The organism is Serratia sp. FS14, assembly GCF_000695995.1.
Classification (GTDB): Bacteria; Pseudomonadota; Gammaproteobacteria; order Enterobacterales; family Enterobacteriaceae; genus Serratia; species Serratia nematodiphila.
Genome location: NZ_CP005927.1, coordinates 3,700,645 through 3,726,259, shown reverse-complemented (window position 1 = coordinate 3,726,259; position 25,615 = coordinate 3,700,645). Strand labels below are relative to the sequence as shown.

Below are 25,615 nucleotides of genomic sequence, written 5' to 3'. Positions count from 1 at the left end.
TACGATGACCGAAGCGGCTCGCGTCGGCGATACCATCGGGCATTCCCATGCCCTGGCCGGCATGATTGCCGGCACCATTGTTGGCGGCCTGATCGCCGCCGCAGGCGCGGTGGCGGCGGGCGCGCTGTTCGTCGCCGGCCTGGCGGCTTCCTGTATCGGCGTCGGCGTGCTGCTTATCGGCGCCAGCCTGGCGGTGGGGTATCTCACCGGGGAGGCAGCCACCGCGGCGCGCGACGGCATTGCCGACGCCGGTGCCGGTAGCCTGACCCCCAAAGGCAATATCGTCACCGGCTCCCCCAACGTCTTCATCAACGGCAAACCCGCCGCGCTCGCCACCAACAGCCAGGTGGCCTGCAGCGACGACGGCCCGAGCATGCAGATGGCGCAGGGCTCCGACAAGGTCAGCATCAACGGCCAGCCCGCCTCGCGCGTGGGGGACAAAACCAACTGCGACGCGCAGGTGATGGAAGGCTCGCCCAACGTATTTATCGGCGGCGGCACCGTCACCACCTTGCCGATCAAGCCCGAAGTGCCGGATTGGCTGTACAAGGTCTCTGACCTGACGCTGCTGTTCGCCGGCCTGGTGGGCGGCGTGGGCGGTGCTGCCGGCAAGCTGGGGGCGCTTGGCAAACTGCTGGGCAAGCTGCCCGGCATCAACAAACTGGCGCGCATCGCCTGCCGCGCCGGCACCCTGATGACCGCCACCGCCGCCGTGGGCATTATCGCCCGGCCGGTGGATATCGTCAGCGGCCAGAAATTCCTCGACGGCGAAGACGATCTCGATTTCGTGCTGCCATCGCGCCTGCCGGTCGCCTGGCAGCGCTATTGGCGCAGCGGCAACCCCGGCGACAGCGTACTGGGCCGTGGCTGGAACCTGTTTTGGGAGAGCAGCCTGCAGCCGTATCAGGACGGCCTGGTGTGGCGTGCGCCTTCCGGCGACTTCGTCGCTTTCCCCATGGTGCCGCGCGGCCACAAAACCTACTGCGAAGCCGAAAAATGCTGGCTGATGCACAACGACGACGGCAGCTGGCAGCTGTTTGACGTCGGCGAACAGATTTTCCACTACCCGCCGCTGGCGGGTGACCAGCCGAGCCGGCTCAGCATGATCACCGACGCCATCGGCAACGCCACCTCGCTGTTCTACGACGACGAGGGGCTGCTGAGCGAACTGGTGGACAGCGCCGGGCAGCGCCTGATGTGCCGCTATGCGCAGGGCCGCCTGCGCGAAGTGGCGCTGCAAACCGCCGAAGGCGAACGGACGCTGGCGCGCTACGGCTACGATGAGCAGGGCCAACTGACGACGGTGAGCAACCGCGCCGGTGAGGTAACGCGCCGCTTCGGCTGGCGCGACGGCCTGATGATCAGCCACCAGGACGCCGCCGGGCTGCTGAACGAATACCAATGGCAAGAGCTCGACGGCGTGCCGCGCGTGACGGCCTATCGCAACAGCGCCGGGGAATCCCTTGAGTTCGGCTACGACTTCGCCGGCGGGCGCCGCAGCGCGGTGCGCGGCGACGGCAAGCGGGCGGAGTGGCGGCTGGATGACGACGACAACGTGGCGCAGTACACCGATTTCGACCAGCGCCGCTACGGCTTTATCTACCAACGCGGCGAGCTGTGCAGCGTGCTGCTGCCCGGCGGCGCACAGCGCCGGAGCGAATGGGATCCTTACGGCCGTCTGCTGTCGGAGACCGATCCGCTAGGCCGCGTGACGCGCTATCAATATTCGCGCAACAGCGGCCGGCTGTTCGCCGTCGCCTACCCGGACGGCAGCAGTGAGGCGCAGCATTGGGACACGCTGGGGCGCCCGACGCGCTATGTCGATGCGCTGGGCAATGCCACGCTGTACCGCTATCCGGATGACGAAGAGAGCCTGCCGGCCGGCGTGATCGACGCACTGGGCGGGGAAGTGAAGCTGGAGTGGGACGCCCGCGGCCAGCTGACGCGCTACACCGACTGTTCCGGCAGCGTCACGGCTTATACCTACGATGCGCTGGGGCAACTGACGACGCAGACCGATGCCGAAGGCCATCAGACGCGCTACCTGTGGGATAACGGCGGCCGCCTGCATACCCTGATCCACCCGGACGGCGGCGAAGAGCGCTTTAACTGGAACGCGCACGGCCAGCTGGCCGAACATCAGGACGCGCTGGGCAGCCTGACCCGCTGGCAGTACAACGCCCTGGGGCTGCCGGTCAGCATCACCGATCGCATCAACCGCACCCGGCGCTATCACTACAGCCCGCAGGGCTGGCTGACGCGCCTGGAGAACGGCAACGGCGGCGACTACCGCTTCAGCTACGATGCGGTGGGCCGCGTGCTGACCGAAGAGCGCCCGGACGACACCCGCCACTATTATCGCTACGGCGCGGCCGGGCTGCTGGAGGAGCACCGCGAGGTCGGCTTGCCGGGCAGCGGGGGCGAGCTGACGCAGCGCGAACAGCGCTTCCGCTTCGACGAGGCCGGGCAGCTGGTCTGGCGCGGCAACGCCAGCGCGGAATGGCATTACCGTTTCGACGCCATGGGGCGGCTGCGCGAGCTGAACCGCCTGCCGACGGCGAGCGGCGCGGCGCTGGGCATCGAGCCGGACAGCGTGCAGATGCGCTATGACGCCGCCGGGCGGCTGCTCGGCGAACAGGGCGTGAACGGCGAGCTGCAATACCAGTGGGATGCGCTGGCCAACCTGCAGGCGCTGACGCTGCCGCAGGGCGATCGCCTGCAGTGGCTGTATTACGGCTCCGGCCACGCCAGCGCCATCAAATTCAACCAGCAGGTGGTGAGCGAATTCACCCGCGATCGCCTGCACCGGGAAACCGGCCGCAGCCAGGGCGCGCTGCAGCAGCAGCGGCGTTACGACGCCCTGGGCCGCCGCAGCTGGCAGAGCAGCGCCTTCGGCCACGATAAACTGACCCGGCCGGAAGACGGCGTGCTGTGGCGCGCCTATCGCTACACCGGCCGCGGCGAGCTGGCCGGGGTGAGCGACGCGCTGCGCGGCGAAGTGCACTACGGTTACGACGCCGAAGGCCGCCTGCTGCAACACCGCGAACCCAATCAGGGCAAACCGGGCGCGCGGCTGGTGTACGATCTGGCGGATAACCTGCTGGGCGAACGCAGCCCGCAGAGCGACATCGACGCGCACCTGCCGCTGGCGCCGATCGCCGACAACCGCCTGACGCACTGGCAAAAACTGTTTTACCGTTACGACGCCTGGGGCAACCTGATCAGCCGGCGCAACGGCCTGTACGAACAGCACTACCGCTACGACGCCGACAACCGGCTGGTGCAGGCGCACGGCCGCGGCCCGCAGGGCGAGTTCGAGGCGCAGTATCATTACGACGCGCTGGGCCGCCGCAGCCGCAAGGCGGTGCGCTACAAGGGCAAAACCGAACAGACAACCCGTTTCCTGTGGCAGGGTTACCGGTTGCTGCAGGAGCAGCGCGACGACGGCAGCCGCCGCAGCTGGAGCTACGATCCGGCCAGCCCGTGGAGCCCGCTGGCGGCGCTGGAGCAGGCGGGCGACAGCCGCTCGGCGGATATTTACTGGTATCACACCGATCTGAACAGCGCGCCGCTGGAGGTGACCGACGCGGCGGGCAACCTGTGCTGGTCCGGGCAATACGACACCTTCGGCAAGCTGCAGGGCCAGACGGTGGCCGGCGCGGCGAAGCGGCAGGGCGCGCAATATCAGCAGCCGCTGCGCTACGCCGGGCAATATCAGGACGACGAAAGCGGCCTGCACTACAACCTGTTCCGCTACTACGAACCCGAGGTGGGGCGTTTCACCACGCAGGATCCGATAGGGTTGCGCGGCGGGTTGAACCTGTATCAGTATGCGCCGAACCCGCTGATGTGGGTGGATCCGCTGGGGTTGACATGTAGCCATTCTGCTAAAAATCCTAAGCAGGCACATGCGGTCATTAAAGATAAATGGGGGCACGCAATGTCTAAAAGAGATATGCGTGAGCTACAAAACACAGTTGATAGAATTAAATTAAACAAACCTCATTATTCAAATGATGGAACAACATTTAGCAATACGCACTCTATTGGTAACTCTAATAGCCAGCGTCTTAACACTGGTAGTGGACCATATAAAGAATGGACTGTTAAGACACCAGATGTAGGTGGGAATGGAGCGAGGCGTGTGGTAGTTGATACGAAGACAGGTAAAGCTTATTATACTCATGATCATTATGATTCGTTTATAGAGATCGATCTTGGAGGGTGGAAATAATGGAAATAGGGCGGAAAGTCAAAATAGATTTTGCCAAGATAAAAACGCTGGATGATTTTTATACTGAGTTATCTGGTTTATTTGGGTTTCCTGGTTTTTTTGGTAGGAATATCAATGCATTAATTGATTGTTTTTTCAGCTTGCGCTATCCACAAGATGAAATGACGAAGATTCATGTAGCAGCTTCTGAGTATTTATTAATGGAGCTTCATCATTTCTCTTTAGCATCAGCGGAAATAAAGGAAACATTAATATTCACTATTGAAAATGTAAGCTTAAAATGCAAAGAAAAAGGCCAGGAGCCTTCGATTGTTTTATTGTTGAGGTAGCTTGATATAGTCGAAAAGGCTTCACGGCTTCTCGAGTATTACTTAGCGATTAAACGCTAGATATATCTAGATAAAGTGGATTTCATAGGGATGATGAAGCCAGAACGTTCATAGGAATCCTTTATTTGATTAATTAAATTGTGAAAAAATAATACCCTGCTCTTTAAAAAATATATGAAATTAAATATTCCAAGTATTTATTGTAGAGCAGGCAGTCTGCTGTAACACCGCGAACCCAATCAGGGCAAACCGGGCGCGCGGCTGGTGTACGATCTGGCGGATAACCTGCTGGGCGAACGCAGCCCGCAGAGCGACATCGACGCGCACCTGCCGCTGGCGCCGATCGCCGACAACCGCCTGACGCACTGGCAAAAACTGTTTTACCGTTACGACGCCTGGGGCAACCTGATCAGCCGGCGCAACGGCCTGTACGAACAGCACTACCGCTACGACGCCGACAACCGGCTGGTGCGGGCGCACGGCCGCGGCCCGCAGGGCAAGTTCGAGGCGCAGTACCATTACGACGCGCTGGGCCGCCGCAGCCGCAAGGTGGTGCGTTACAAGGGCAAAATCGAACAGACGACCCGTTTCCTGTGGCAGGGTTACCGGTTGCTGCAGGAGCAGCGCGACGACGGCAGCCGCCGCAGCTGGAGCTACGATCCGGCCAGCCCGTGGAGCCCGCTGGCGGCGCTGGAGCAGGCGGGCGACAGCCGCTCGGCGGATATTTACTGGTATCACACCGATCTGAACAGCGCGCCGCTGGAAGTGACCGACGCGGCGGGCAACCTGTGCTGGTCCGGGCAATACGACACCTTCGGCAAGCTGCAGGGCCAGACGGTGGCCGGCGCGGCGAAGCGGCAGGGCGCGCAATACCAGCAGCCGCTGCGTTACGCCGGGCAATATCAGGACGACGAAAGCGGCCTGCACTACAACCTGTTCCGCTACTACGAACCCGAGGTGGGGCGTTTCACCACGCAGGATCCGATAGGGCTACGCGGCGGGTTGAACCTTTATCAGTATGCGCCGAACCCGCTGATGTGGGTGGATCCGCTGGGGTTATCTGTAGAAGGAGTTCCACATGGCTTTAATAGTTTCGGCCAATTTAAACAGTTCGGTGAAGCATTACAGGCAGGAATGAGTAAATTAGGATATCCCGGCACAGTTTCATATATGCAAGGAAGCTCCGTATCGGGGGTAAGTTTCTCTACAGGTCAACCATTTGATGTTGGCCGTGTTAGTGATTTTGACGTTGCTATTTCACATCCTGAGCTATATCAAAAAGCAGAGCAGCTGGGAATAGGAAAAGGAGGGCGCACTGGACCAATTGATATGGGTAGTGAAATGGCTAAGAAATTAGGTATTGATGATACATTGCAAAAATTATCCAAAATGTCAGGAGGTAGACCTGTGAACGCAATGGTCTTTGAGTCTGCTGCTGAAGTTAAGGCTAAAGGAAAGGGAACTAGAATACCTGGTAAATGTGGTGGATAAATTATGAAAAAATTATATTTTTTAAAATATGGTAGTATTATATCAAAAAAAGAAGCGAGCAAATTACTGGACGATAAATGGGATATAACTTGTTCGGAGTATGACAGCTCCTATTTTGGAGTTTACTTTGCATATACTGGCCTTTATGCGGACAAGTTAACCATTACTGATAATTATATTCCTCACTCTAATGAGTGGTTAGAGGAAGATAACAAAGAGTTTAGCACGATAATTAAGGTGTCTTTCACTAATGGGAAGAATCCAGAAAAACTCAGCAGGTACAAATTCTTGAAGAATGCGTTTAATCAACTTGATGGATTATCGATCATAAGTGATGAGTGCATCGAAGAAGAGTGACCGACAAGCTGCGAAAGGATCCTTTCTTTGGGGCTCTTTAGTGTGCAGTATTAAATATGAGATATAAGATCAAAGCTTGAAAAGGAGATATTAGGTTCTTTAAAAATAAAAAGGAAGAGTAAAAACATTAGATTGTTAGTTGCATCAAAGGCCCCCTGCTGCAACACCGCGAACCCAATCAGGGTAAACCGGGCGCGCGGCTGGTGTACAATCTGGCGGATAACCTGCTGGGCGAACGCAGCCCGCAGAACGACATCGACGCGCACCTGCCGCTGGCGCCGATCGCCGACAACCGTCTGACGCACTGGCAAAAACTGTTTTACCGTTACGACGCCTGGGGCAACCTGATCAGCCGGCGTAACGGCCTGTACGAACAGCACTACCGCTACGACGCAGACAACCGGCTGGTGCAGGCGCACGGCCGCGGCCCGCAGGGCGAGTTCGAGGCGCAGTACCATTACGACGCGCTGGGCCGCCGCAGCCGCAAAACGGTGCGCTACCGGGGCAAAACCGAACAGACGACCCGTTTCCTGTGGCAGGGCTACCGGTTGCTGCAGGAGCAGCGCGACGACGGCAGCCGCCGCAGCTGGAGCTACGATCCGGCCAGCCCGTGGAGCCCGCTGGCGGCGCTGGAGCAGGCGGGCGACAGCCGCTCGGCAGATATTTACTGGTACCACACCGCTCTGAACAGCGCGCCGCTGGAAGTGACCGATGCAGCGGGCAACCTGTGCTGGTCCGGGCAATACGACACCTTCGGCAAGCTGCAGGGCCAGACGGTGGCCGGCGCGGCGAAGCGGCAGGGCGCGCAATACCAGCAGGCGCTGCGCTACGCCGGGCAATATCAGGACGACGAAAGCGGCCTGCACTACAACCTGTTCCGCTACTACGAACCCGAGGTGGGGCGTTTCACCACGCAGGATCCGATAGGGCTGCGCGGTGGGTTGAACCTTTATCAGTATGCGCCGAACCCGCTGATGTGGGTGGATCCGCTGGGGTTGAGTGGTGAAAGTGTCTTTATACATTATACGGATAAAAGCGGTTTTGAGAGTATAATGAAAACAGGAGTTCTCGAGGCTAATGCCAAGGGGAAGGTTTATATAACAGATATACTTATGTCACCTAACGATGTCATGCGGGACATTCTTATTAATGATCCTAAGCATGTAGGAAGAGGTGATTATGCTATTATCTTTAAAGCAGATCCTGTGCAAATGAGTAACATAAAACAGGCATCTGCCCTTGAATACATTCATAATGGAAGGTTGAAGTTAAAAGATGTCCTTTACTCTGGGGGGAATCCTTATTCCATAGTATCTAAAATGAATTATGAAACGAGAAGTAAATTAACCTTTAATCAGATTAAGGCAAGGGGGAACTGTGGTGGATGAAAATGAAAAGAAAACAATTGTTACTCAGGCTGAAATTAGTGCGCTGAAGAAGCTTATAATGTATGTTAAGTTTTCTTGTGATGATGTTGAGTCATTAGAGTATGCTGGTAGTTATGCAATCAATAGTTTCTTTGATAAGTTGATTGCTATTGATTATCTTGGAGAGTTTGAGCGAAAATTTTATGACATACCAAACCCGGATAATGAGATTGCAGTAACGAACAAAATTAATAAATATCAACATGATTCTTTAAATAAAATGAGTGACGAGACTATGAGGGAAGTCTTTAAACAATGTCTTCATCCATTTAAACCAAGATAAAGTATCTTAATAGGAGGGTAATACTCTCTCTCTTACTAACCACATAGTTCGAAGGGTTTATAAGCCTCCTGTGGCAGCACCGTCGGTTGTCGCAGGAGTGATGTGACAACGGCGACTTTTCGACGAATATATTCTGGTGTTACATTGATCGGATTAGTGCGTTATTGGAAGTAAGTGACACGGTGTATAATCTAGGTGGGTAATGATTAATATGTTTGAAAATAATAGGTTAATTGACAATCTGGTATTTTTGAATGAATCCAATAAAAATGAAAGTGTCATTATGAATTTTTATTCTTGGGTCCATATTATTTATGGAGTAATTGTTTTTATGGAAGAAAAAGTGAAGAGGAAGCCAGTTACATAATTAACAATACACCTATGTTTACAACACCACCCAAGAATTTCATGGAGGCCTGTATGTTAGGTCATGAGGATGAATATTATTGGGGTATGGTAATGTCACATGGTGATAGATATTTTGAGAAGGGTTTTCCTCGTACAGCACCGGATGATTATTTTGAATGGGAGGATGGCTATATAAAAGATCACAATCTTGAGAGAAATACTCTAGTTTTTAATGATTAAAGTAAGTGATGTTGTTAGAGCCGATAATTCTCAGTCGGTTCTGAATGTTTAGAATGAAAAGTATCGAAACGAGCAGATTTGATAATTTTCAAATATCCATCCGTACACATTGATAAATGATTTAATATTACGGTATCTAACATGATTGATTTTAACGCTAGAATTGTTTCGGGTACTTCTATAGGGAATGTCGTTCTAAATGAAAATATTTCATTATATATTAATGAGATGCACTCCAGATTTAGCGTTAAGATTAAAAACCACTCCCTACCTGACGGGAGTTAGCGAAAGTCATATACGGCCGATAATATCTTATCCGTCATAACTGATAAAGACGGTGTCATTTTGTCACTTGGATGTAATGCTCATTACCAAGGGGGCTACAATGGAATCATATTCCCCGGAATGGAAATAAAAGATATAATCAAGCTGACGATATCACAGAAAATATACAATGGTTCAATAGTTATTAATGATGACTTTGGTATTTCATTTATCCTCCCATGCCCATATGATGAGATTGCTGATGCGATAAACGATATTCCTGGCGGGGTGATAATAAAAGAAATTTTCGTATCTGATTTTTCATTCTGGCGTTAGCTTATGGAACATATGAGTGAATTTAGTGAGAATATAATTAAATATGGGGTGGTGATATAATTGTTACTGGCTACATAAATTCGGATACACAACCGGTTTTTCACCCGATGTATGACAGGGTTTACTTTATATCAGGTGAGGTTATATTTGAATTTTACCTTGATGATGATGGGGTTGTTAATTCACATTTAGTTGAAAACATCTCTCCGTGGTTTGAAGTAGATGTGGATGATCAATTTTACATGATGTCAATCTATTCACAAGCTTTTAAAACTGAACGGGAAGTTAAAATAATTGCAGTGAATTATAGTGAAGAACCGTTCTCAGTGTTCATCGTCAGGTATAAAGATGGTGACAATGAAAATTCACTGTATTTAGAGCCAAAGAGTTTTTTGGCTTTTTGATTTCATAGAAAAAACCATGGAATGATTAGGAGTTCAATGTGAGCAAGGAATTAAAGCTTGATGTTATGAATAACAAAAATGACTTGATTGAAGGGACTTTTTGCTACTCGCTTTTTGAGAGGTCGTTCTTTGATGAAAATCTGTTAAGTGACTTAATAAATAATTCAGGGGCGTTTTTAAAAGAAAACGAATGTGATAAGGATGTTTTAAATTTGCTATCATGGGTTGTCAATGGTGTTGATCAGTGTTTTACTTCCCATAGTGATGAAAATGACTATTATTTAATTGAAAACTACTCTGTGGCATTGGAAAATAGGTGGGTGCTTTTGTGGCGGTCAAAAATTGATAAAATAATTGGCGGGAAGTAAAATGGATATCAAGAAAATACAAGAGAAATGGGTGCGTGGTCAGTTAATTGGAGTGGACCTCATTGCAAGTGAAAACAATACAGCAAGAGAGATAAATATTTACTCTGAAGAAAGTGATGGTTTCAAAAATACTTTTAATAAGGAGTATGGCATTTCATATGGGAGTGTTATTTCGTTAAGCTCACTCATTAAGAAATGTGATGATTTGTGGTCTGAAATTCAAATAAACAACAAGGTATTGCTTCCTGATGGTGACGTTTTATTTTGCGGGGAGGGCGAAATGGGGAGTGATGGTTTTATTGTCAGAGCAGATAAGTATAATAAATTGAAATGGTTCATGTACTCTACGACCTCTAACCCATTTCTTGATGTTATAAGGTTAAACGGTCGGCTGCATATAAAATCCACGTTGGGTTTTTATCTTGACTTCGGTATCGCTGACAATGATATTTTTCTGAGAAATAAATGAGTGATATTTTTCTAATTGACATCATTAGTATTAAGCCTAATAATAAATGAATTTTTAATTTGATGGAGGTTACCAATGATTAACAAATCTAGTCTGGTTGATGGTATCCTTTTTCGGGATGAGAATGACTCGAATGAAACTGTAGTTTTCAATTTTTATACTTGGATGGAAATGCTCAAAGCGATCATTGTTAAATATGCGCAAAAGTCTGAAAGTGACGCGGAGTTATTGGTTTTATCATCGAGCTTAGTGTGCAAGCCTATCAACAGTTATACGGCTGTCTGTCTCAGGAGCCATGAAATTGAATATCATTGGGCAATGCTGATAGCTTATGGTGAACAGTATTGGCTGAAAGGCGTAGAATCCAAACAGCCTGATGGCTACTTTGACTGGGATGTGCAACATAGGAAAGAACATAACTTAGCAGAGGAAAGCTTTGTTTTTAGCAATTCATGAATCGCGACCCGATAGGGTCAAACATCCCTCCAAATGTCCAACGCCTTCCTTATCCTACATCCCCCAAACTAAATACCCAATGTGCCATTAATCAGGGTGCAGCACTGCCCGCCGATCCAGGGCTCGCCGTCAATAAAGCGCACGCTCACGCGGCCATCTCGATTCAGTTGGGTGCCCTGGCGCACCTGGTAACCCTGTGCGGTCTGGCCGCCGTCGGGGAAGCGGCTGGCCTTCAATAAGCGCGCCAGGCAGGCGTTGGCGCTGCCGGTCACCGGATCTTCAATCAAGGCGCCACATTCCACCATAAACGCGCGCATTTCGTAATCGGCCGGTTCGGTTGCGGAGCAGGCGCCATAGATCACTACGCCATCCACATCACAGGCGGTTTGCAGCTGTTTAATCGTGGCCTGATCCGGCGTTACCGCCAGGCAGGACTGCGCGTCCGGCAGGCGCACCATCAGCCAGCGAATGCCCATCTCGGCAATCACCGGCGGGGTGCCTGCTGCAATCACTGCAGGCCGTAAAGCGGCCGTCAGCCGTTCGGTTTCCTCGGCCGCCATGGGGCGGAACTCTACTTCGGGCGCGGCGAACGCCAATGTGCCTTCCGGCTGGATATTGACCGCCACCAGGCCGACGCCGCATTCCTGCATCACCGTTCCAGGGCGTTTAGGCGTCAACCCGGCTTTCAGCAAGGCGTGGGCGGTGCCCAGCGTTGGGTGGCCGGCGAAGGGCAGCTCTTTTTCGGTGGTGAAAATGCGCACCTTATAATCCGCCGCCGGGTGCGTCGGTTTAAGCACAAAGGTGGTTTCCGACAGGTTGGTCCAACGGGCCAATGCCAGCATCTGCTCGTCGTTCAGCCCTTCGGCTTCCAGCACCACCGCCACGGGGTTGCCCTGCAGCGGCGTACGGGTAAACACGTCCACCTGTTGGTAGGCGCGGGGTGTCACATCATCACTTCTGAGCATTTGCCATCATCCGTTATCAACAAAACCTGATAATAACGATATTTGCAATAGCTTCAAAGGGTTGAGTTTTGTTTTGAGATACCCGCCCGTCGCCACTTCAGCCCCGGCTTGGCGAACATCACCAGGTTGCCCAGCAAAATCAGGCACAGGCCCAGCACGGCGTTGAAGTGCCACTGGTAGCCTTCGTAGATCGTTGAGATGGTCAGCGCCACCAGCGGGAACAGTAGGGTGCTGTAGGCCGCCGCGCCGGCGCCGATGCGGCCGAGCAGGCTGAAGTAGGCGGCGAAGGCGATCACCGATCCGAAGATCGCCAGATACAACAGGGATCCGATATAGCGGCTGCTGTACTCCATCTGGAACGATGCGCCCTGCGCCAGGGCGATCAGCGCCATCAGCATCGCGCCGTAGGTCATGGCATAGGTATTGGTGGAAAAAATATCCAGCCCGCGGCGCTGATGGCGCGCGCTGATCATATTGCCCAGCGAGAAGCCGTAGGTGCCGAGCGCGCTCAGGCCGATGCCTTTAAGCAGCTCCGGCGCCATGCGGGTGGCGGCCAGATCTTGCCAGAACAGCGCCACGATGCCGGTCAACCCCAGCAGCGCCGCCGGCAGCAGGTTGGGGCTGGGGCGCTGGCGGAAGAACAGCAGGCTGTTGAGGGCGTTGAACAGCACCGCCATCGAGAAGATCACCGATTCCAGCCCGCTGCTGATATAAGCCGCCGCATGGTAGAAGCAGAAGAAGTTGAAACCGAACACGCAGCAGCCCTGCAGCACGCAGAACAGATGATCGCGCGGGGCGATGCGGCGCAGGCGGCGCGTTAGCAACAGCACGGCGAACATCACCGCGGCGGAAATGGCGAAACGGTAAGCGATCGATACGGGAATGGCCACCGGGCCTTCCTGTTGCAGGGTAATCGCTATCCAGGTGGTGCCCCAAATCAGCACCACGGCGAGGTACAACAGCGCATTCATTCTATTCACTCCGAAAAAACCGATGGCGCAGTATCCGCTTTGGCGCGCGGCGGCGCTTGCAGCGCTTTGCGCCCAGTTGCATATTCTTGCGCTTTTTTTGCCAAAAGCGCGGGGCGGCCGCTGGCATGCCGCGGCGCCACTCTTTACACTGTCAGCATGTCGAACAACGGGGCCGGCGATGTCCAACTATCAGGCGTTTGAAACACTGCGTGAGCACAAGGCGCGGCTGCACGGCAGCGTGCTGCTGGGCACCGGCGTGGAGCTGGCGGCCTGGTCTAACTGCAACGATCGCGTCACGCAGGAAAGCGCCGACCACCATACCCTGAGCCTGTACGTCGCCGACGGCTACGAGTGCTACCAGCAGGTGCCGGGCGGCTGGCGCAACGGCGGCGGGCCGGATCGCTTCTGCATCATGCCGCGCCAGTACGCTTCCACCTGGGATGTGCGCAGCGATCTGTCGTTCGTGCATCTGTATTGCACCGACGGGCATCTGCGCCGGCTGACGGAGCAAACCTGGGATCGCAGCCCGGCGGCGATCAACGTGGAGCCGCGCAGCTTCGGCGAAGATCCGCAGATCACGCTGCTGTATCGCCAGTTTTTGCTCAACTGCGACTGGCGGGACAGCGCCAACCTGCTGGCGCTCAGCAGCGCCTCGAACCTGCTGATGTCGCACCTGATCCAGCGCTACAGCCAGCTGCAGTGGAAGCTGCCGGCGGCGCGCGGCGGCCTGGATCCCGCGGCAGCCAGGCGGGTGCGGGAATATATCGCAAGCCACCTGGATCGGCCTTTGTTGTTGGCCGATCTGGCGGCGCAGGCCGGGTTGAGCGAATACCATTTTGCCCGCATGTTCAAACATTCGACCGGCCTGGCGCCGCACCAGTTTGTGATGCGCGCGCGTCTGCAGCGGGCGGAACAGCTGTTGCGGCATAGCCAACAGCCGATCACCGAGATCGCGCTGGCGTGCGGCTTCAGCTCCGCCAGCCATTTCAGCAACCGCTTCAAGGCGGCCTATGGACTTGCTCCGCTGCAGGTGCGGCAGGGGCGCTAACCGGAAGGGAGTGCAAGCATGGATCAACCATTTGCCGGGCTGGGCGTGTTGTTCGTCGCCGGATTCGGGCCGATCACGCGTGAGAGCGACGAGAGCAAGGCGTTTTATGTCGAGGCGCTGGGGCTGCCGCTCAAGCCGATGCCGGGCAACGAAACCTATCTGCTGGCCGAGCAGGGCGCGCTGGACGGGGTGAAGCACTTCGCCCTGTGGCCGCTGGCGCAGGCGACGCAGTCCTGCTTTGGCGACGATCGCTGGCCGGCGGATCTCGCGGTGCCGCAAGCATGGATCGAGTTCGACGTGGCCGACATGGCGATAGCCACCCAAGTGCTAATCGATCGCGGTTATCGGCTGCTGGTCGCCAATCGTGAAGAGCCGTGGGGGCAAAGCGTTACCCGTTTGCTCAGCCCGGAAGGGTTGCTGGTTGGCGTCACCTATACGCCCTGGCTGCGTTAAACGCCACGCCGTTCGCCGCCGTTTCCCTGCGGCGGGCGGCTTAAGAATAAATACGCATTAGCTTAAAGCGATCTGCGCTATAGACCCATCAAATCCCCGAGTGGTTTCCCTTCCTGAAAGCAGTAATTCCGTTCATTGCGTAAAAACCAATGGCCAGAACGCGCTATTGCCATGCCATTTTACGGCGATTTTTCGCCCGCTTTTTTCGCCGCCAGGTGCCTGATAGGAATAGAGATTATTCTTATATTTCCGCCAATCGTTAAGAAATAATAATGATTCTCGTTTTCAACCACGGAAAGGAGAAGGAACGATGAAAACAGTGAAACGAACGGGCATCGCGCTGGCGATAGCCCTGACTTTCCCCCTGGCATTGCCTGCCGCTTTGGCGGCGCAAACCCCCCCTGACAAACAGTAAGGCGGCGACGATGACGGAAAAACACGGGCAGTTTATTGCGGTTGGTAAAGTGGTGCAGGTGACCTTCGGCGATTTCGCCTTCAAGCTGGATTTTACCGATGACAAGACCATGACCTTCACCGGTATCGGCGAAGCGTCGCAGGGCATCACCGATACCGTGCAGTACACCGCGGTGGAGATTCGGCCGAAGGTCTACATGGTCTATTGGCATGAACCGCAGTCCGGCGACAACGTGACGCATGTCGAGGACTTTGAGCGCGGCGAGGTGTACACCAACATCGCCGCCAGGGACGGCAGCTTCACCCATCTGAAAGGGCAGCTGAAAATCGTAGGTCACTCAGGAAACTAAGGAGCAGTTATGAAAAAGGCATTGATCACCTGTGCGATCGTCGGCGGTTTGCTGGCGAGTTACCCGGCGCTGTCAACGGATCAGGCGGCGTCTTACAAATCGGCCGGCAAGGGCGGTTATCATCATGCCCAGCAGAAGCTGAAGGTGTTGGAAGATCTGTATGCAGGCTTTTTCAACCGTCATGACATCAGCGTGGCGCAAAAGCTGATTGTGGAGAACTACAAGCAGCATAACCCGTTCGTCGGCGACGGCATCAAGCCGTTCCTGGATTTCTTCAGCCAGACCTTCAAAGACAATCCGCAGTACAGCGCCAAAATATACCGCAGCGCGGTCAACGGCGATCTGGTCTACGTTCACGTCCAATACCAAAATAACCCGCAGGATCGCGGCACCGCCAGCGTGGATATTTATCGGGTGAACGATCAGGGTAAAATCACCGAGCATTGGGACGTCAATCAGGATGTGCCGGAAAAATCGGCCAACGACAATACCATGTTCTGATCCAAAAGGGCCGCTGCGGCGGCCCTCCACACGCCCGCAACACTTTATTTACTTACATAAATACCAAACGTTCATCGTGTCGAGTAGGCTACGGCCGCCTTTGGCAGTGGTGGTACGGTTGATGGGCGTCATTGTCCCGCCACTGCTTGAGGCGTTTCCCCACATTCCTCGTTATCCCGCGCGTTTATTTTCCACTTTTTTGAACTGATGCCGCAGCTGCAGCGCATTGCAAAGCACCAATACCGCCGTGACGGCGAACACCCAGCGGAACCCCATCATCGCCGAAATGCCCGATCCCAGCAGCGGGCCAACCACGTTGCCCAGGTACATAAAGGATTGGTTATAGCCGAAGATGCGCCCGGTCACCTGATCGGAGGAATACTTCAGCAGCAGCGCCTGCACCGCCGGCATCAGCGCGCCGTCGGCGAACCCCAGCAGGAAGCGCAGAATGCCCAGCTGCAGCGGCGTATTCACCCAGGCCATCACGGCGAACAGGCCGGTGGTGAACAGCAGCGCGGCGATCAGGATGCGCGCGGTGCCGATGCGATCGCCGAGCCGCCCGAGGCGTGGCGCCGAGATCAGCGCCGCAATGCCGGGCACGGCGGCAATCATACCGCTGACAAAGGCGATATTGCTGACGTCGCCCGACAGTTCGCGGATGAACAGCGTCAGGATCGGGCTGATGGAGGAGTTAGCCAGCTGGATCATCAGGGTACAAACGAACAGCGTGACGATCAGCGTTGGATAAGGCAGCGAACGGAATACCGCCTTGCCGCTTAGCTGATCCGCTTTTTTCACCGTGATGCGCCGTTCTTTAATCAGGAACAGCGTCACCAGGAAGCTGACGAACATCAGCCCGGCGGTGACGAAAAACACCACCCGCAGCCCCAGATGGTCGGCCATCAACCCGCCCAGCAGCGGCCCGGCGATCACGCCGGAGATCTGCCCGGTAGAGAGTGTGCCCAGCGCCCAGCCGCTTTTATCGCGCGGCGCCTGCGAGGCGACCAGCGCCATGGCGTTGGGAATATAGCCGGACGTCAGCCCCATCAGGGCGCGCAGCGCGAACAGCTGCCAGACGTTGGTGGCCAGCCCCTGCAGGGCGATGACGATCGCCATGCCCAGCGAGGCGCGCAGCAGCATCAGCTTGCGGCCTTTGCGGTCGGCGAGGCTGCCCCACAGCGGCGACACCACCGCCGAGACCAAAAAGGTGCCGCTGAACACCAGCCCGGACCACAGGCTGAGGGACTGATGATCGCTGACGCCGAGCTGTTCGACGTACAGCGGCAGAAAAGGGAGGATTTGGCTCATCGCCAGCCCGGTGAAGAAACACCCGAGCCAGACCGAGATCAGATTGACTTTCCACGCTTCCATCGACTTGTCGTACCACTTTGAATTTGGAGGGATTTGTTAAGCAAGATAATAATAACACCGCGAACTGGCCGGCGCGGGGGAAATGCGTGAGAAAACGTAAAGCTCGTCGGCGGCGTTGTTACATTTCGCTATAAATTAATAGCTATATTATCATAGGTATTTATTTTAAGCTACTCCACCAAGCCGCTCAACAATTCGGCGGCGCCACACTCTCTCTACCCATTTCGCCGTGTCGGCGGCAAGGAGACGCTTTCTATGAATACCGCACTGATCGCTCTGGATTACATCGTGGATATCTCCCACCCGGAAGGAAAAATTGCGCGCTCGGCGCAGCAGGTCATTGAGCGCGATGCTATCGCGCGGGCAAATAGCGCATTGTCTCTCGCGCAGCGCAAGGATTGGCTGCGCATATTGGTTAAAGTCGGTTTCGCGACCGGCTATGTCGATCAACCCAAATACTCGCGGATGTTTGGGCAGGCGCATCAATTTGGCGCTATCGCACTGGGCCAGCCGGGCACGGATTTTCATCCTGATTTAGCGTCTGATTTGGGGGAGTTAACCATCGTAAAACCGCGCGTCAGCGCGTTTTATGGCACTAATCTGGATGCGACGCTGCGCGCCCGCCGCATTGAACGGTTGGTGATCTGTGGGGTCAGCAGCACCTGGGCGGTACAGGCGACGGCGCGCGACGCGCACGATCGCGATTATCAGGTGCTGATACTGGAAGAGGCTTGCGCGGCGGCCACGGCGGAAGAGCACCGGATCTCGATGGAAACGCTTGCCACTATTGCCGATATTGTCACGCTGGAACAGCTGAGCGCATTGTGAAGCTGCTGCGTGAAGAAATCGCCTGGCGTCAGCTGCGACGGGGAGCATGGGTGTTGGCGCCGTTGCTGGCCCTGAGCCTGGCGACAGGCAATGCCAACTGGCTGAAGGCTTCGGTGGTCACCATATCGCTGTTTGTCGTTTGTGAGCGCCTTGAACTGGCGCCGCTCGGCGTGGCGCTGCATGCGGCGGCATTGCTGCTGCTCTTTATGGCGCTGCTGTGCGCCATGCACACGCCGGTAATCTTCATTTTGGCGTGCGTGTTGGCAGCGGCGGCGGCGGTTGGGATCTCCGCGTTCGGCGGCAAGCTGCGATCCCTGGGGAATTTTATTTTTATTCCGGCTCTTTATCTGGCGTGTGAAACCGCTGAAGGTGGCGCCGGCGCGCCATTAGCCCAATGCGGCTGGGCGCAGCTCCCTTTTCTGGGGGCAGCCGTCTTGCCGGTGCTGATGCTTGCACTGGCAGAGCATCGGCGGCTAGCGCGGCTGTCGACGAGTGACAGCCTGCATCATTATCTCCAGCTGCGCCGCAGCGATGAGCTTGGCGCTCGCGTGGCCTGCGGCGAGGCTTTGCTCGCCGTAAGTTGTGCCGTTGCACTGTCGGCGGCGATCGTTGAGTGGCAACACCTCGATTACGGGCAATGGGTGATCTGGTCGGCCGTCAGCGTGATCAGCGGCGATATGGCCGCTACGCGCAACAAACTCCGCCAGCGTGCGTCAGGCGCATTGCTGGGCGTGCCCGTCGGTATTTTGCTGGGCAGCCTCATGCCGCATGGCAATGTGGGTTATGAACTGCTGAGCGTGGTGACGATGCTCACTCTGGTGTCTTTTCATCGTTATACCTTGGGGTTTGGCGCCCGTTGCGCCTGCATCGCCTGCGCGTTGGTGATTGCCGGAAAAGCGCCGTCGATCGCCGCAGAAAGGGTGGTCAATGTGTTGCTGGGCGGTGGCATCGGTCTGCTGTTCGCTTTGGCGGTGCATGCGGTGTTGCCGCTCAACGCCGGCACCCGCCAATAGCGAGCTGGCATATTTCGTCCGCCAATTTCGGTTGACCGTTTCCGGTCTCGGTGTGAAAGTACGGACAAATCTATCGTTATCTATTGATGCCAATGAAAAAAGATCATCCTGAAGACGTGACGCTGCTGCGCACGCAATTAATGTCGCTGGTGCGCCGTTTGCGGCGCGAGTCGCGCAGCGACGAAAAATCCTGGGCCCAGCTGATGCTGCTGGGAGCTATCGATCGTCACGGCGGCGAGGCGACGCCGTCGCTGCTGGCGGAGTCGGAGCGCATGCGTTCCTCTAACCTGGCGGCCGCCTTACGGGAGCTGGAGGCCGATGGGCTGCTGGTGCGCACGCCGGATGCTGAAGACAAACGCCGGGTGCGGGTGCGCCTGACGCCCGCCGGGCTGGGGCTGCTGCAGCAAAGCCGCAGCCGGCGCGAGGCGTGGCTGCTGGCGGCGATGGAAAGCTGTTTAACGGAGCAAGAACAGGCGCAGCTGATCGAAGCGGGGGCGTTGATGGCGCGGCTGGCGGCGGCGCCGTCAACGGACGCGGAATAATCGGCGGGGCGGCAGATGCGCCGCCCGTGCAGCGAGGTTACGGCATCGGCCAATCGGCCGGCATGGTGCTGACGACGTCCACGTAGCGATCCCAGGCCGATGACCAGAATTGGGTGAAGGCTTCCAGGGTGAGGTGGATGCCCATCAGGCCCATCACGAACCAGCAGGTGGTAAACAGGCCCAGGCTGCTGAACATGAACGCCATGCCGTTGCGGCTGGTTTTACGGCAAACGACGTTTAACTGGCTGGCGAAGAACATCATCACGGCGCTCAGCAACTCCCAGCGCATCATGACTAAACCGGTGGCAATGGTACTCATCGAACTCGATCCTATGTAACAAAAAAGCCGCATCCGGCAGGGCGCCGACAGGGAAATGCGGGGGAATAACGGGAATAATGTGATTCAGATCACATTGTAGCATTGGGGCGAACGGCGGCTCAATGGGCAGCGCGGTGAAAAAATCGCCGACGGTAACATTCCAATATGCTGAAACAGTTATGCCATTTCATTAGCAACCTTTTCATGGGGCGGTGCGCCCGATAACGCTATGCTTGCCGGCTTTTCAGTTCCCTGATTTTGCGGGGAAATGTGACGCAAAAGGTATCGGCACCGCATGGCCCTGTTAAAAGAAAAAATTCGCGACCACTCTGCGGAAGAGAGGCTGTTTATCCGCCGGGCAGGCGTAGCGCTGGCGCTGGTGGTGGTCTGCTTCGGCGCGCTGATCGTTAACCTCTACCGGCTGCAAATCCGCCAGCACGGCTTTTACCAGACGCGTTCCAACCAGAACGACATCAAAATGCTGCCGCTCGCGCCCAGCCGCGGGTTAATCTTCGATCGCAATGGCACTCCGCTGGTGCGAAACGTGACACTGTATCGTGTCGAAATCACGCCCAGCAAAATCACCGACATGGCGGCGCTGCTGCAGGCGCTGACGCCGATCGTCGATCTGACGCCGGAAGACATCAGCGCGTTTCGCGACGATATGCACCACAACAGCCGCTACAAGCCGGTGACGCTAAAAACCGGGCTGAGCGACACTGAGGTGGCGCGCTTTGCCGTCAATCAATACCGTTTCGACGGGGTGACCATCGATACCTATCAGCAGCGTGAATATCCTTACGGCGCCCAGCTGGCGCACGTGCTGGGCTATGTGTCGAAGATCAACGACAGCGATCTCAAGCGCCTGGACAAGGCCGGCCTGAGCGAGAACTATGCCGCCGACCGCAACATCGGCAAACAGGGCATCGAAGCCTATTACGAATCCGAACTGCACGGCACCACCGGCTATCAGGAGGTGGAGGTGGATAACCATGGGCGGGTGATCCGCTTGCTGAAGGAACAGCCGCCGAAGGCCGGCAAAAACATTTACCTGACGCTGGATCTGCCGCTGCAGCAGTACATCGAATCGGTGCTGAAGGGGCAACGCGCCGCGGTGGTGGTGGAAGATCCGCGCGACGGCGGCATTCTGGCGATGGTCTCCAGCCCCAGTTACGATCCCAATCCCTTCGTCAAAGGCATCGGCTATCAGGCCTATAAGGCGCTGCTGGGCAACCCGGATCTGCCGCTCATCAACCGCGTTACCCAGGGGTTGTACCCGCCGGCTTCCACGGTGAAGCCCTACATGGCCGTTTCGGCGCTGTTCGCCGGGGTGATCACGCCCACCACCACCTTTTTCGGCGCGCCGACCTGGACGCTGCCCGGCACCGAGCGGCGCTACCGCGACTGGCTGAAAACCGGCCACGGCATGCTCAACGTCACCAAAGCGATTGAAGAGTCCGCCGATACCTTCTTTTATCAGGTGGCCTATGAGATGGGCATCGATCGCATTCACCACTGGCTGAGCCAGTTCGGTTATGGCCAGTCCACCGGCATCGATCTGAACGAAGAGTACCGCGGCGTGCTGCCGAGCCGCGACTGGAAACTGAAGGTGCACAAAAAGGGCTGGTATCAGGGGGATACGGTCTCGGTGGGCATCGGCCAGGGGTATTGGGTGGCGACGCCGATCCAGATGGTGAAAGCCTTGAGCACGCTGCTCAACAACGGCCGGGTGAAAACGCCGCATCTGTTATATTCGCTGCAGCAGGGCAACCGGGTGACTCGCTACCAGCCGCCGGCGCAAACGGCGCAGATCGGCGATCCCAACTCGCCTTACTGGGGCATCGTGCGCAACGGCATGTACGGCATGGCCAACTTGCCGAACGGCACCGGTTACAAGCTGTTCCACACCGCGCCGTATCAGATCGCCGCCAAATCCGGCACCTCGCAAGTGTTCAGCCTGAAGCAAAACCAGACTTACAACGCCAAAATGATCCCGGTGCGGCTGCGCGATCACATCTTTTATACGCTGTTTGCGCCCTACAAAAATCCCCGGGTGGCGATGGCGCTGATCCTGGAAAACGGCGGTGGCGACGGCGTGGTGGCGGGGCCGACCGCGCGCGCGATCCTCGACCACATTTTTGACCCGGCCAACGCGCCACAGCCCGGCGATACGCCGCAAAGTAAACCGCAGTTAAACGACAGTGCGGATGTGCAACGGTGATGCGGTTTGTTTTTACTTTCTTACAAACTGCAATCTCCTGACCATTTCCGGCAAGGTAGACTGAAATAACACCATAAACTGAATAAAAACGTAGGGTTAACACAACAGTGGCGCCATCGACCAAAAAGAGCGGTAAAACCTATTCCACAGTTCGTTTCGGCTGGATTTGCGCCGGCATGCTGGTCTGTTTTTTTCTGTTGGCGTTCAGGGTCGGCTACCTGCAACTGCTGGAACACCAGCAGTTGGCCAACCAGGCTGACCAGCGTTCGATCCGCACCCAGGTGGTGCCGACCAACCGCGCCATGATCACCGATCGCAACGATGAGGCGCTGGCGGTCAGCGTGTCGTCCAAAGACATCGTGCTGGATCCGAAGCATATTCTCGATACCCAGACCGATACCGGCAACGAACGCTGGCAGAGCATGGCCAACGTGCTGAAGATCCCGCTGGCGGACATCCAGCACCTGATCCAGAGCAACGCGCGCAAACGCTTCGTTTATCTGGCGCGCAAGGTGGAGGACGATAACGCCGCCTACATCAGCAAACTGCATCTGACCGGCGTCAGCACCGAGCAGGATTTCAGCCGCTTTTATCCGATGAGCCAGGACGCCGCCGGGCTGATCGGCATCGTCGGCCAGGACAATCAGGGGCTGGAGGGTATTGAGCTGGGTTTCAACCCGCTGTTGCAGGGCAAAAACGGCCTGCGGGTCTATCAGAAGGACGGCAGCGGCGCGGTGATCGGCGTGCTTAAAAGCGTGGATCCGGTGCCGCCGCCGAACGTGACGCTCAGCATCGATAAATTTATTCAGTACGTGCTCTATGCGCAGATCCGCGACGGCGTGGTGGCTAACCAGGCCGACTCCGGCTGTGCGGTGCTGGTCAAGATCGACACCGGCGAGGTCCTCGGCATGGCCAGCTACCCGTCGTTCAACCCGAACAACTATGGCAGCACCCCGGCGAAGGATATTCGCAACGTGTGCAGCAGCGACAGCTTCGAACCGGGCTCGACGGTGAAACCGGTGGTGGTAATGGTGGGGCTGGAGCATAAGCTGATCCGGCCGGATACGGTGCTGGACACTACGCCGTATCGGGTGAACGGTCACCTGATCAAAGACGTCGGCCATTGGTCGAAACTGACCATCACCGGCGTGCTGCAAAAATCGAGCGACATCGCGGTATCGCACATTGCGCTGGCGCTGCCGGCCACGGTGCTGCCGGCGGTCTACCGCAGCTTTGGCCTGGGGCGACCGACCGAGCTCGGCATCGGCAACGAGAGCAGCGGCTACTTGCCGCAGCATCGCGAACGCTGGGCCGATATCGAACGCGCTACCTTCTCCTTCGGCTATGGGCTGCGCGTGACGCCGCTGCAGATGGCGCGCGAGTATGCCGCGATCGGTTCCTTCGGCATTTATCGGCCGCTGTCGATCACCAAGGTGACGCCGCCGGTGATGGGGCAACGTATTCTGCCGGAGGATACGGTTCGGGCCGTGGTGCATATGATGGAGAGCGACGCCTTGCCGGGCGGCAGCGGGGTGAGCGCCGCAGTGCCGGGCTACCGGCTGGCGATCAAAACCGGTACCGCCGAGAAAATGGGCCCGAGCGGCAAATACGACGGCGGCTACATCAACTACACCGCCGGCGTGGCGCCGGCCAGCGATCCGCAGGTGGCGCTGGTGGTGATGGTCAACAACCCGAAAGCCGGCAAGCACTTCGGCGGTTCGGTGGCCGGGCCGGTGTTCGGCAAGATCATGGCCCAGGTGCTGGAGCACATGAATATTCTGCCGGATGCCCAGCCGCTTAACGTGGTGTCGTCGGTCAAGGGGTAAGGGGGATTAGCGCAATTCCAGCAGGCGCTTCAGCGCCTGCAGATCGGCGTTCACCAGCCCGACGTCGCGGGCGAACAGCGCGTCGTCCATGTCCGGCTGGCGGAACAGGGTGAAGATCACCTCGGCACCTTGTCGGTTGGCGAGCGCGCGCAGCGGCACGTAGACTACGCCGCCGTCCGGCAGCGTCACCCAATGATCCAGCACGCCGAAGGCATTGGGCGCGCTAAATCGAATGCGGATCCGCCCCTGCGGGGTCTCCGCCATCCAATCTTCACCTTCCCGCCGTAAGCTATTGGCTAATCCTTTGGCCCACAACGGGAAGTTTTCCGGGCGGCTGAGAAAGGCGTACACCTCGTCACAGGGGCGGTTGATGGCGACATGCAGCGTTTGCGCGCTCAGCATCATGATTTCTCCGGTTGACGGCGATACTTCAGTGTAGATCCCGCCGCGCTCAGAAGTAGTAACCGATGTTTACGTTGGTGCGAAAATACCATTTATTGCTGCCGGAGGACTGGGTGCCGGTCCAGCCGGTGGCGTTTTCCACGCCGCCCCACGGATTGGCGTTCTGCGCCCAGGTCAGATCCACCCACAGCATCACCGGCATGGCGAACACCTGCACCCCGAGCGTATTCATTTTGGAGTCGGAGCCGCCGTGCCTGTCCTTCCAGAGCACGCTGTAGTCGTTGTAGAAGCGCAGCTTTTTCACCGGTCCCCAGGGCACCTCGACGTCGCGCGCCAGGTTGATGGCGGCAGTGGTGGCCTGCGACGGGATCAGATAGGCCGGCGTCAGGCCGTTGCCGCCCATCAGGATCACCGAATTGCTGGCGCCGGCCGGGCCTTTGGCGTCGTAACCGTAGCGGATCACCTGGCCGGACAGATGCCAGGCATCCCGATTCACCAGCGTATGCAGGCCCGCCGCCCAGAAGCTGCCGTTATCACCGGTCGCCTGGTTGTAGAGCCGCGAGGCCGCCAGCGAACCGCCGAGCTCATTGTCCCAGCCTCCCTGGTGGAAAGCCCGCGTCAGCCGCAGGTTTACCTGATCGCGTTTTTCGTTGCGCTGCAGATGCTGTGAGGCAAAGTTGGTGTTCTTCAGATCGTCGTAGCTGGCGACGTCGGGGGCGTAACGCACGCCGGTCGGCATCATGCGCGGGTAGTAGGCGGCGTCAAAGGCCCAATCGCCCCGTTGGTATTGGTATTTGGCGCCGAGCCCGGTGTTGACGCCAAAGCCGAGGTAAAACGGAATGCCGTACGACCAGCCGAACTGCGGATAGGGCATCAGGCCGAACGGTTTGAACGGCGCGCCCAGCTGCACGGTGGAGCGCTCAGACAGGTGGTAGCCGACATAGGCGCGGTCGATGGCGTATTTGCGCCGATCCTGAAACCAGAATCCGCTATCGAAAAACGCGTCGTTTATCTGGCCGGCGGCATCGATGCGAAAGGCGTCAAAGCGTAAATGCGGCGGATGCCGATAATTGCTGCTGTGCCAGTCTTCATAGCGATAATTGGCGCGCAGCGCGCCGCCGATATCAATATTCTTTTTATTATCCTCGTTTTGCCAATGAATATGCGGAAAGGCCGGGCGGTTTTTTTTTACCGGCGCCACGGTGGCAGCAGCGTCGCTGGGCAATGCGACGGTAGTCGAGTAACTCACTGGTGAAACAAGAAAAAAACAAAGAGTGATCTTGCGCATGCCTGGCCCCTGGTGAATGTTTGGTTTTTATTAAGACGAGCGGGGTTTACCTGTGAATAAGGCGCTGTTGCTCGTTTGTTTTATATTTGAGACGTTT

General features: G+C 56.5%; 24 protein-coding genes and 2 pseudogenes. 20 read left to right on the top strand and 6 right to left on the bottom strand.

Annotated elements, in window-relative coordinates; genetic code table 11:
* The first annotated feature begins 4 nt into the window (after positions 1-4).
* The 11 genes and pseudogenes from L085_RS16890 (at position 5) to L085_RS16840 (ending at position 11,006) form a co-directional block, all read left to right on the top strand.
* Positions 5-4,234: an RHS repeat-associated core domain-containing protein gene (locus L085_RS16890; protein WP_071841643.1), complete on the top strand. Its 4,230-nt coding sequence runs from the start codon at positions 5-7 to the stop codon at positions 4,232-4,234.
* Complete coding sequence (locus L085_RS16885) at positions 4,234-4,563, top strand: barstar family protein (protein WP_044031289.1); 330 nt, start codon at positions 4,234-4,236, stop codon at positions 4,561-4,563. Before L085_RS16890 ends, L085_RS16885 begins: the two co-directional genes overlap by 1 nt.
* A gap of 210 nt (positions 4,564-4,773) precedes the next feature.
* Positions 4,774-6,054 (top strand): annotated as a pseudogene (locus L085_RS16880) (RHS repeat-associated core domain-containing protein); the annotation flags it as partial.
* Between the two features lie 3 nt (positions 6,055-6,057).
* Positions 6,058-6,411 (top strand): hypothetical protein, encoded by a 354-nt coding sequence (locus tag L085_RS16875; RefSeq protein WP_033633100.1) that lies wholly within the window; start codon positions 6,058-6,060, stop codon positions 6,409-6,411.
* Between the two features lie 146 nt (positions 6,412-6,557).
* Positions 6,558-7,799 (top strand): annotated as a pseudogene (locus L085_RS16870) (RHS repeat-associated core domain-containing protein); the annotation flags it as partial.
* A complete protein-coding gene (locus L085_RS16865; protein ID WP_226988548.1) occupies positions 7,792-8,121 on the top strand; it encodes a hypothetical protein in 330 nt (109 codons plus the stop codon). The pseudogene L085_RS16870 and the gene L085_RS16865, both read left to right, overlap by 8 nt.
* A 420-nt stretch (positions 8,122-8,541) precedes the next feature.
* Entirely contained in the window at positions 8,542-8,709 is a 168-nt protein-coding gene (locus tag L085_RS25515; RefSeq protein WP_158499088.1) for a hypothetical protein, read from the top strand.
* Positions 8,710-9,416: 707 nt separating this feature from the next.
* The gene (locus L085_RS16855) at positions 9,417-9,713 is read left to right on the top strand and encodes a hypothetical protein (RefSeq protein WP_044031286.1); all 297 of its coding nucleotides are present in this window, start codon (positions 9,417-9,419) and stop codon (positions 9,711-9,713) included.
* Between the two features lie 38 nt (positions 9,714-9,751).
* The gene (locus L085_RS16850; protein ID WP_044031285.1) at positions 9,752-10,081 is read left to right on the top strand and encodes a hypothetical protein; all 330 of its coding nucleotides are present in this window, start codon (positions 9,752-9,754) and stop codon (positions 10,079-10,081) included.
* 1 nt (position 10,082) lies between these two features.
* Positions 10,083-10,550 (top strand): hypothetical protein, encoded by a 468-nt coding sequence (locus L085_RS16845; RefSeq protein ID WP_044031284.1) that lies wholly within the window; start codon positions 10,083-10,085, stop codon positions 10,548-10,550.
* A gap of 75 nt (positions 10,551-10,625) precedes the next feature.
* Positions 10,626-11,006, top strand: coding sequence for a hypothetical protein (locus L085_RS16840; protein WP_044031283.1), 381 nt, complete (start codon positions 10,626-10,628; stop codon positions 11,004-11,006).
* 68 nt (positions 11,007-11,074) lie between these two features.
* Here the strand turns inward: L085_RS16840 and L085_RS16835 are convergent, their stop codons facing one another.
* Positions 11,075-11,971, bottom strand: a complete 897-nt coding sequence (locus L085_RS16835; protein ID WP_044031282.1) for a PhzF family phenazine biosynthesis protein — start codon at positions 11,969-11,971, stop codon at positions 11,075-11,077.
* A gap of 53 nt (positions 11,972-12,024) precedes the next feature.
* Positions 12,025-12,942 (bottom strand): DMT family transporter, encoded by a 918-nt coding sequence (locus tag L085_RS16830; RefSeq protein WP_033633096.1) that lies wholly within the window; start codon positions 12,940-12,942, stop codon positions 12,025-12,027.
* 178 nt (positions 12,943-13,120) lie between these two features.
* Between L085_RS16830 and L085_RS16825 the strand changes: the two genes are divergently transcribed.
* From L085_RS16825 to L085_RS16810, 4 genes are all read left to right on the top strand, one after another.
* Positions 13,121-13,990, top strand: coding sequence for an AraC family transcriptional regulator (locus L085_RS16825; RefSeq protein ID WP_044031281.1), 870 nt, complete (start codon positions 13,121-13,123; stop codon positions 13,988-13,990).
* An 18-nt stretch (positions 13,991-14,008) separates the two neighbouring features.
* A complete protein-coding gene (locus L085_RS16820) occupies positions 14,009-14,443 on the top strand; it encodes a glyoxalase/bleomycin resistance/dioxygenase family protein (RefSeq protein ID WP_044031280.1) in 435 nt (144 codons plus the stop codon).
* 425 nt (positions 14,444-14,868) lie between these two features.
* Entirely contained in the window at positions 14,869-15,207 is a 339-nt protein-coding gene (locus L085_RS16815) for a MoaF N-terminal domain-containing protein (protein ID WP_044031279.1), read from the top strand.
* 9 nt (positions 15,208-15,216) lie between these two features.
* Positions 15,217-15,708 carry a nuclear transport factor 2 family protein gene (locus L085_RS16810; protein WP_044031278.1) on the top strand — a complete coding sequence of 164 codons (492 nt, stop codon included), beginning with the start codon at positions 15,217-15,219 and terminating at the stop codon, positions 15,706-15,708.
* Positions 15,709-15,879: 171 nt separating this feature from the next.
* Here L085_RS16810 and L085_RS16805 read toward each other — a convergent pair whose 3' ends face one another.
* Positions 15,880-17,079, bottom strand: coding sequence for a multidrug efflux MFS transporter (locus L085_RS16805; RefSeq protein WP_015377824.1), 1,200 nt, complete (start codon positions 17,077-17,079; stop codon positions 15,880-15,882).
* Positions 17,080-17,334: 255 nt separating this feature from the next.
* Between L085_RS16805 and L085_RS16800 the strand changes: the two genes are divergently transcribed.
* The 3 genes from L085_RS16800 to L085_RS16790 all read left to right on the top strand — a co-directional run bounded on the left by L085_RS16800 (position 17,335) and on the right by L085_RS16790 (position 19,462).
* Positions 17,335-17,907 (top strand): isochorismatase family cysteine hydrolase, encoded by a 573-nt coding sequence (locus L085_RS16800; protein ID WP_015377825.1) that lies wholly within the window; start codon positions 17,335-17,337, stop codon positions 17,905-17,907.
* Positions 17,904-18,920 (top strand): FUSC family protein, encoded by a 1,017-nt coding sequence (locus L085_RS16795; protein ID WP_021504561.1) that lies wholly within the window; start codon positions 17,904-17,906, stop codon positions 18,918-18,920. The genes L085_RS16800 and L085_RS16795 overlap by 4 nt, the downstream gene beginning before the upstream one ends.
* A gap of 92 nt (positions 18,921-19,012) precedes the next feature.
* The gene (locus L085_RS16790; protein ID WP_004940714.1) at positions 19,013-19,462 is read left to right on the top strand and encodes a MarR family transcriptional regulator; all 450 of its coding nucleotides are present in this window, start codon (positions 19,013-19,015) and stop codon (positions 19,460-19,462) included.
* A 37-nt stretch (positions 19,463-19,499) separates the two neighbouring features.
* Here the strand turns inward: L085_RS16790 and L085_RS16785 are convergent, their stop codons facing one another.
* On the bottom strand, positions 19,500-19,781 hold the full coding sequence (locus L085_RS16785; protein WP_044031277.1) for a YjcB family protein: 282 nt from the start codon (positions 19,779-19,781) through the stop codon (positions 19,500-19,502).
* A 295-nt stretch (positions 19,782-20,076) separates the two neighbouring features.
* Here L085_RS16785 and mrdA point away from each other — a divergent pair, with 295 nt between their 5' ends.
* Together mrdA and L085_RS16775 are read left to right on the top strand one after the other, a co-directional pair.
* The gene (gene mrdA, locus L085_RS16780; RefSeq protein WP_044031276.1) at positions 20,077-22,002 is read left to right on the top strand and encodes a penicillin-binding protein 2; all 1,926 of its coding nucleotides are present in this window, start codon (positions 20,077-20,079) and stop codon (positions 22,000-22,002) included.
* A 107-nt stretch (positions 22,003-22,109) separates the two neighbouring features.
* Positions 22,110-23,828, top strand: a complete 1,719-nt coding sequence (locus L085_RS16775) for a penicillin-binding transpeptidase domain-containing protein (RefSeq protein WP_044031275.1) — start codon at positions 22,110-22,112, stop codon at positions 23,826-23,828.
* Positions 23,829-23,834: 6 nt separating this feature from the next.
* On the opposite strand, the gene L085_RS16770 is transcribed toward L085_RS16775, so the two are convergent.
* On the bottom strand, positions 23,835-24,233 hold the full coding sequence (locus L085_RS16770; protein ID WP_044031274.1) for a polyketide cyclase: 399 nt from the start codon (positions 24,231-24,233) through the stop codon (positions 23,835-23,837).
* A 46-nt stretch (positions 24,234-24,279) separates the two neighbouring features.
* A complete protein-coding gene (locus tag L085_RS16765) occupies positions 24,280-25,518 on the bottom strand; it encodes a hypothetical protein (RefSeq protein ID WP_044031273.1) in 1,239 nt (412 codons plus the stop codon).
* Positions 25,519-25,615 lie beyond the last annotated feature (97 nt).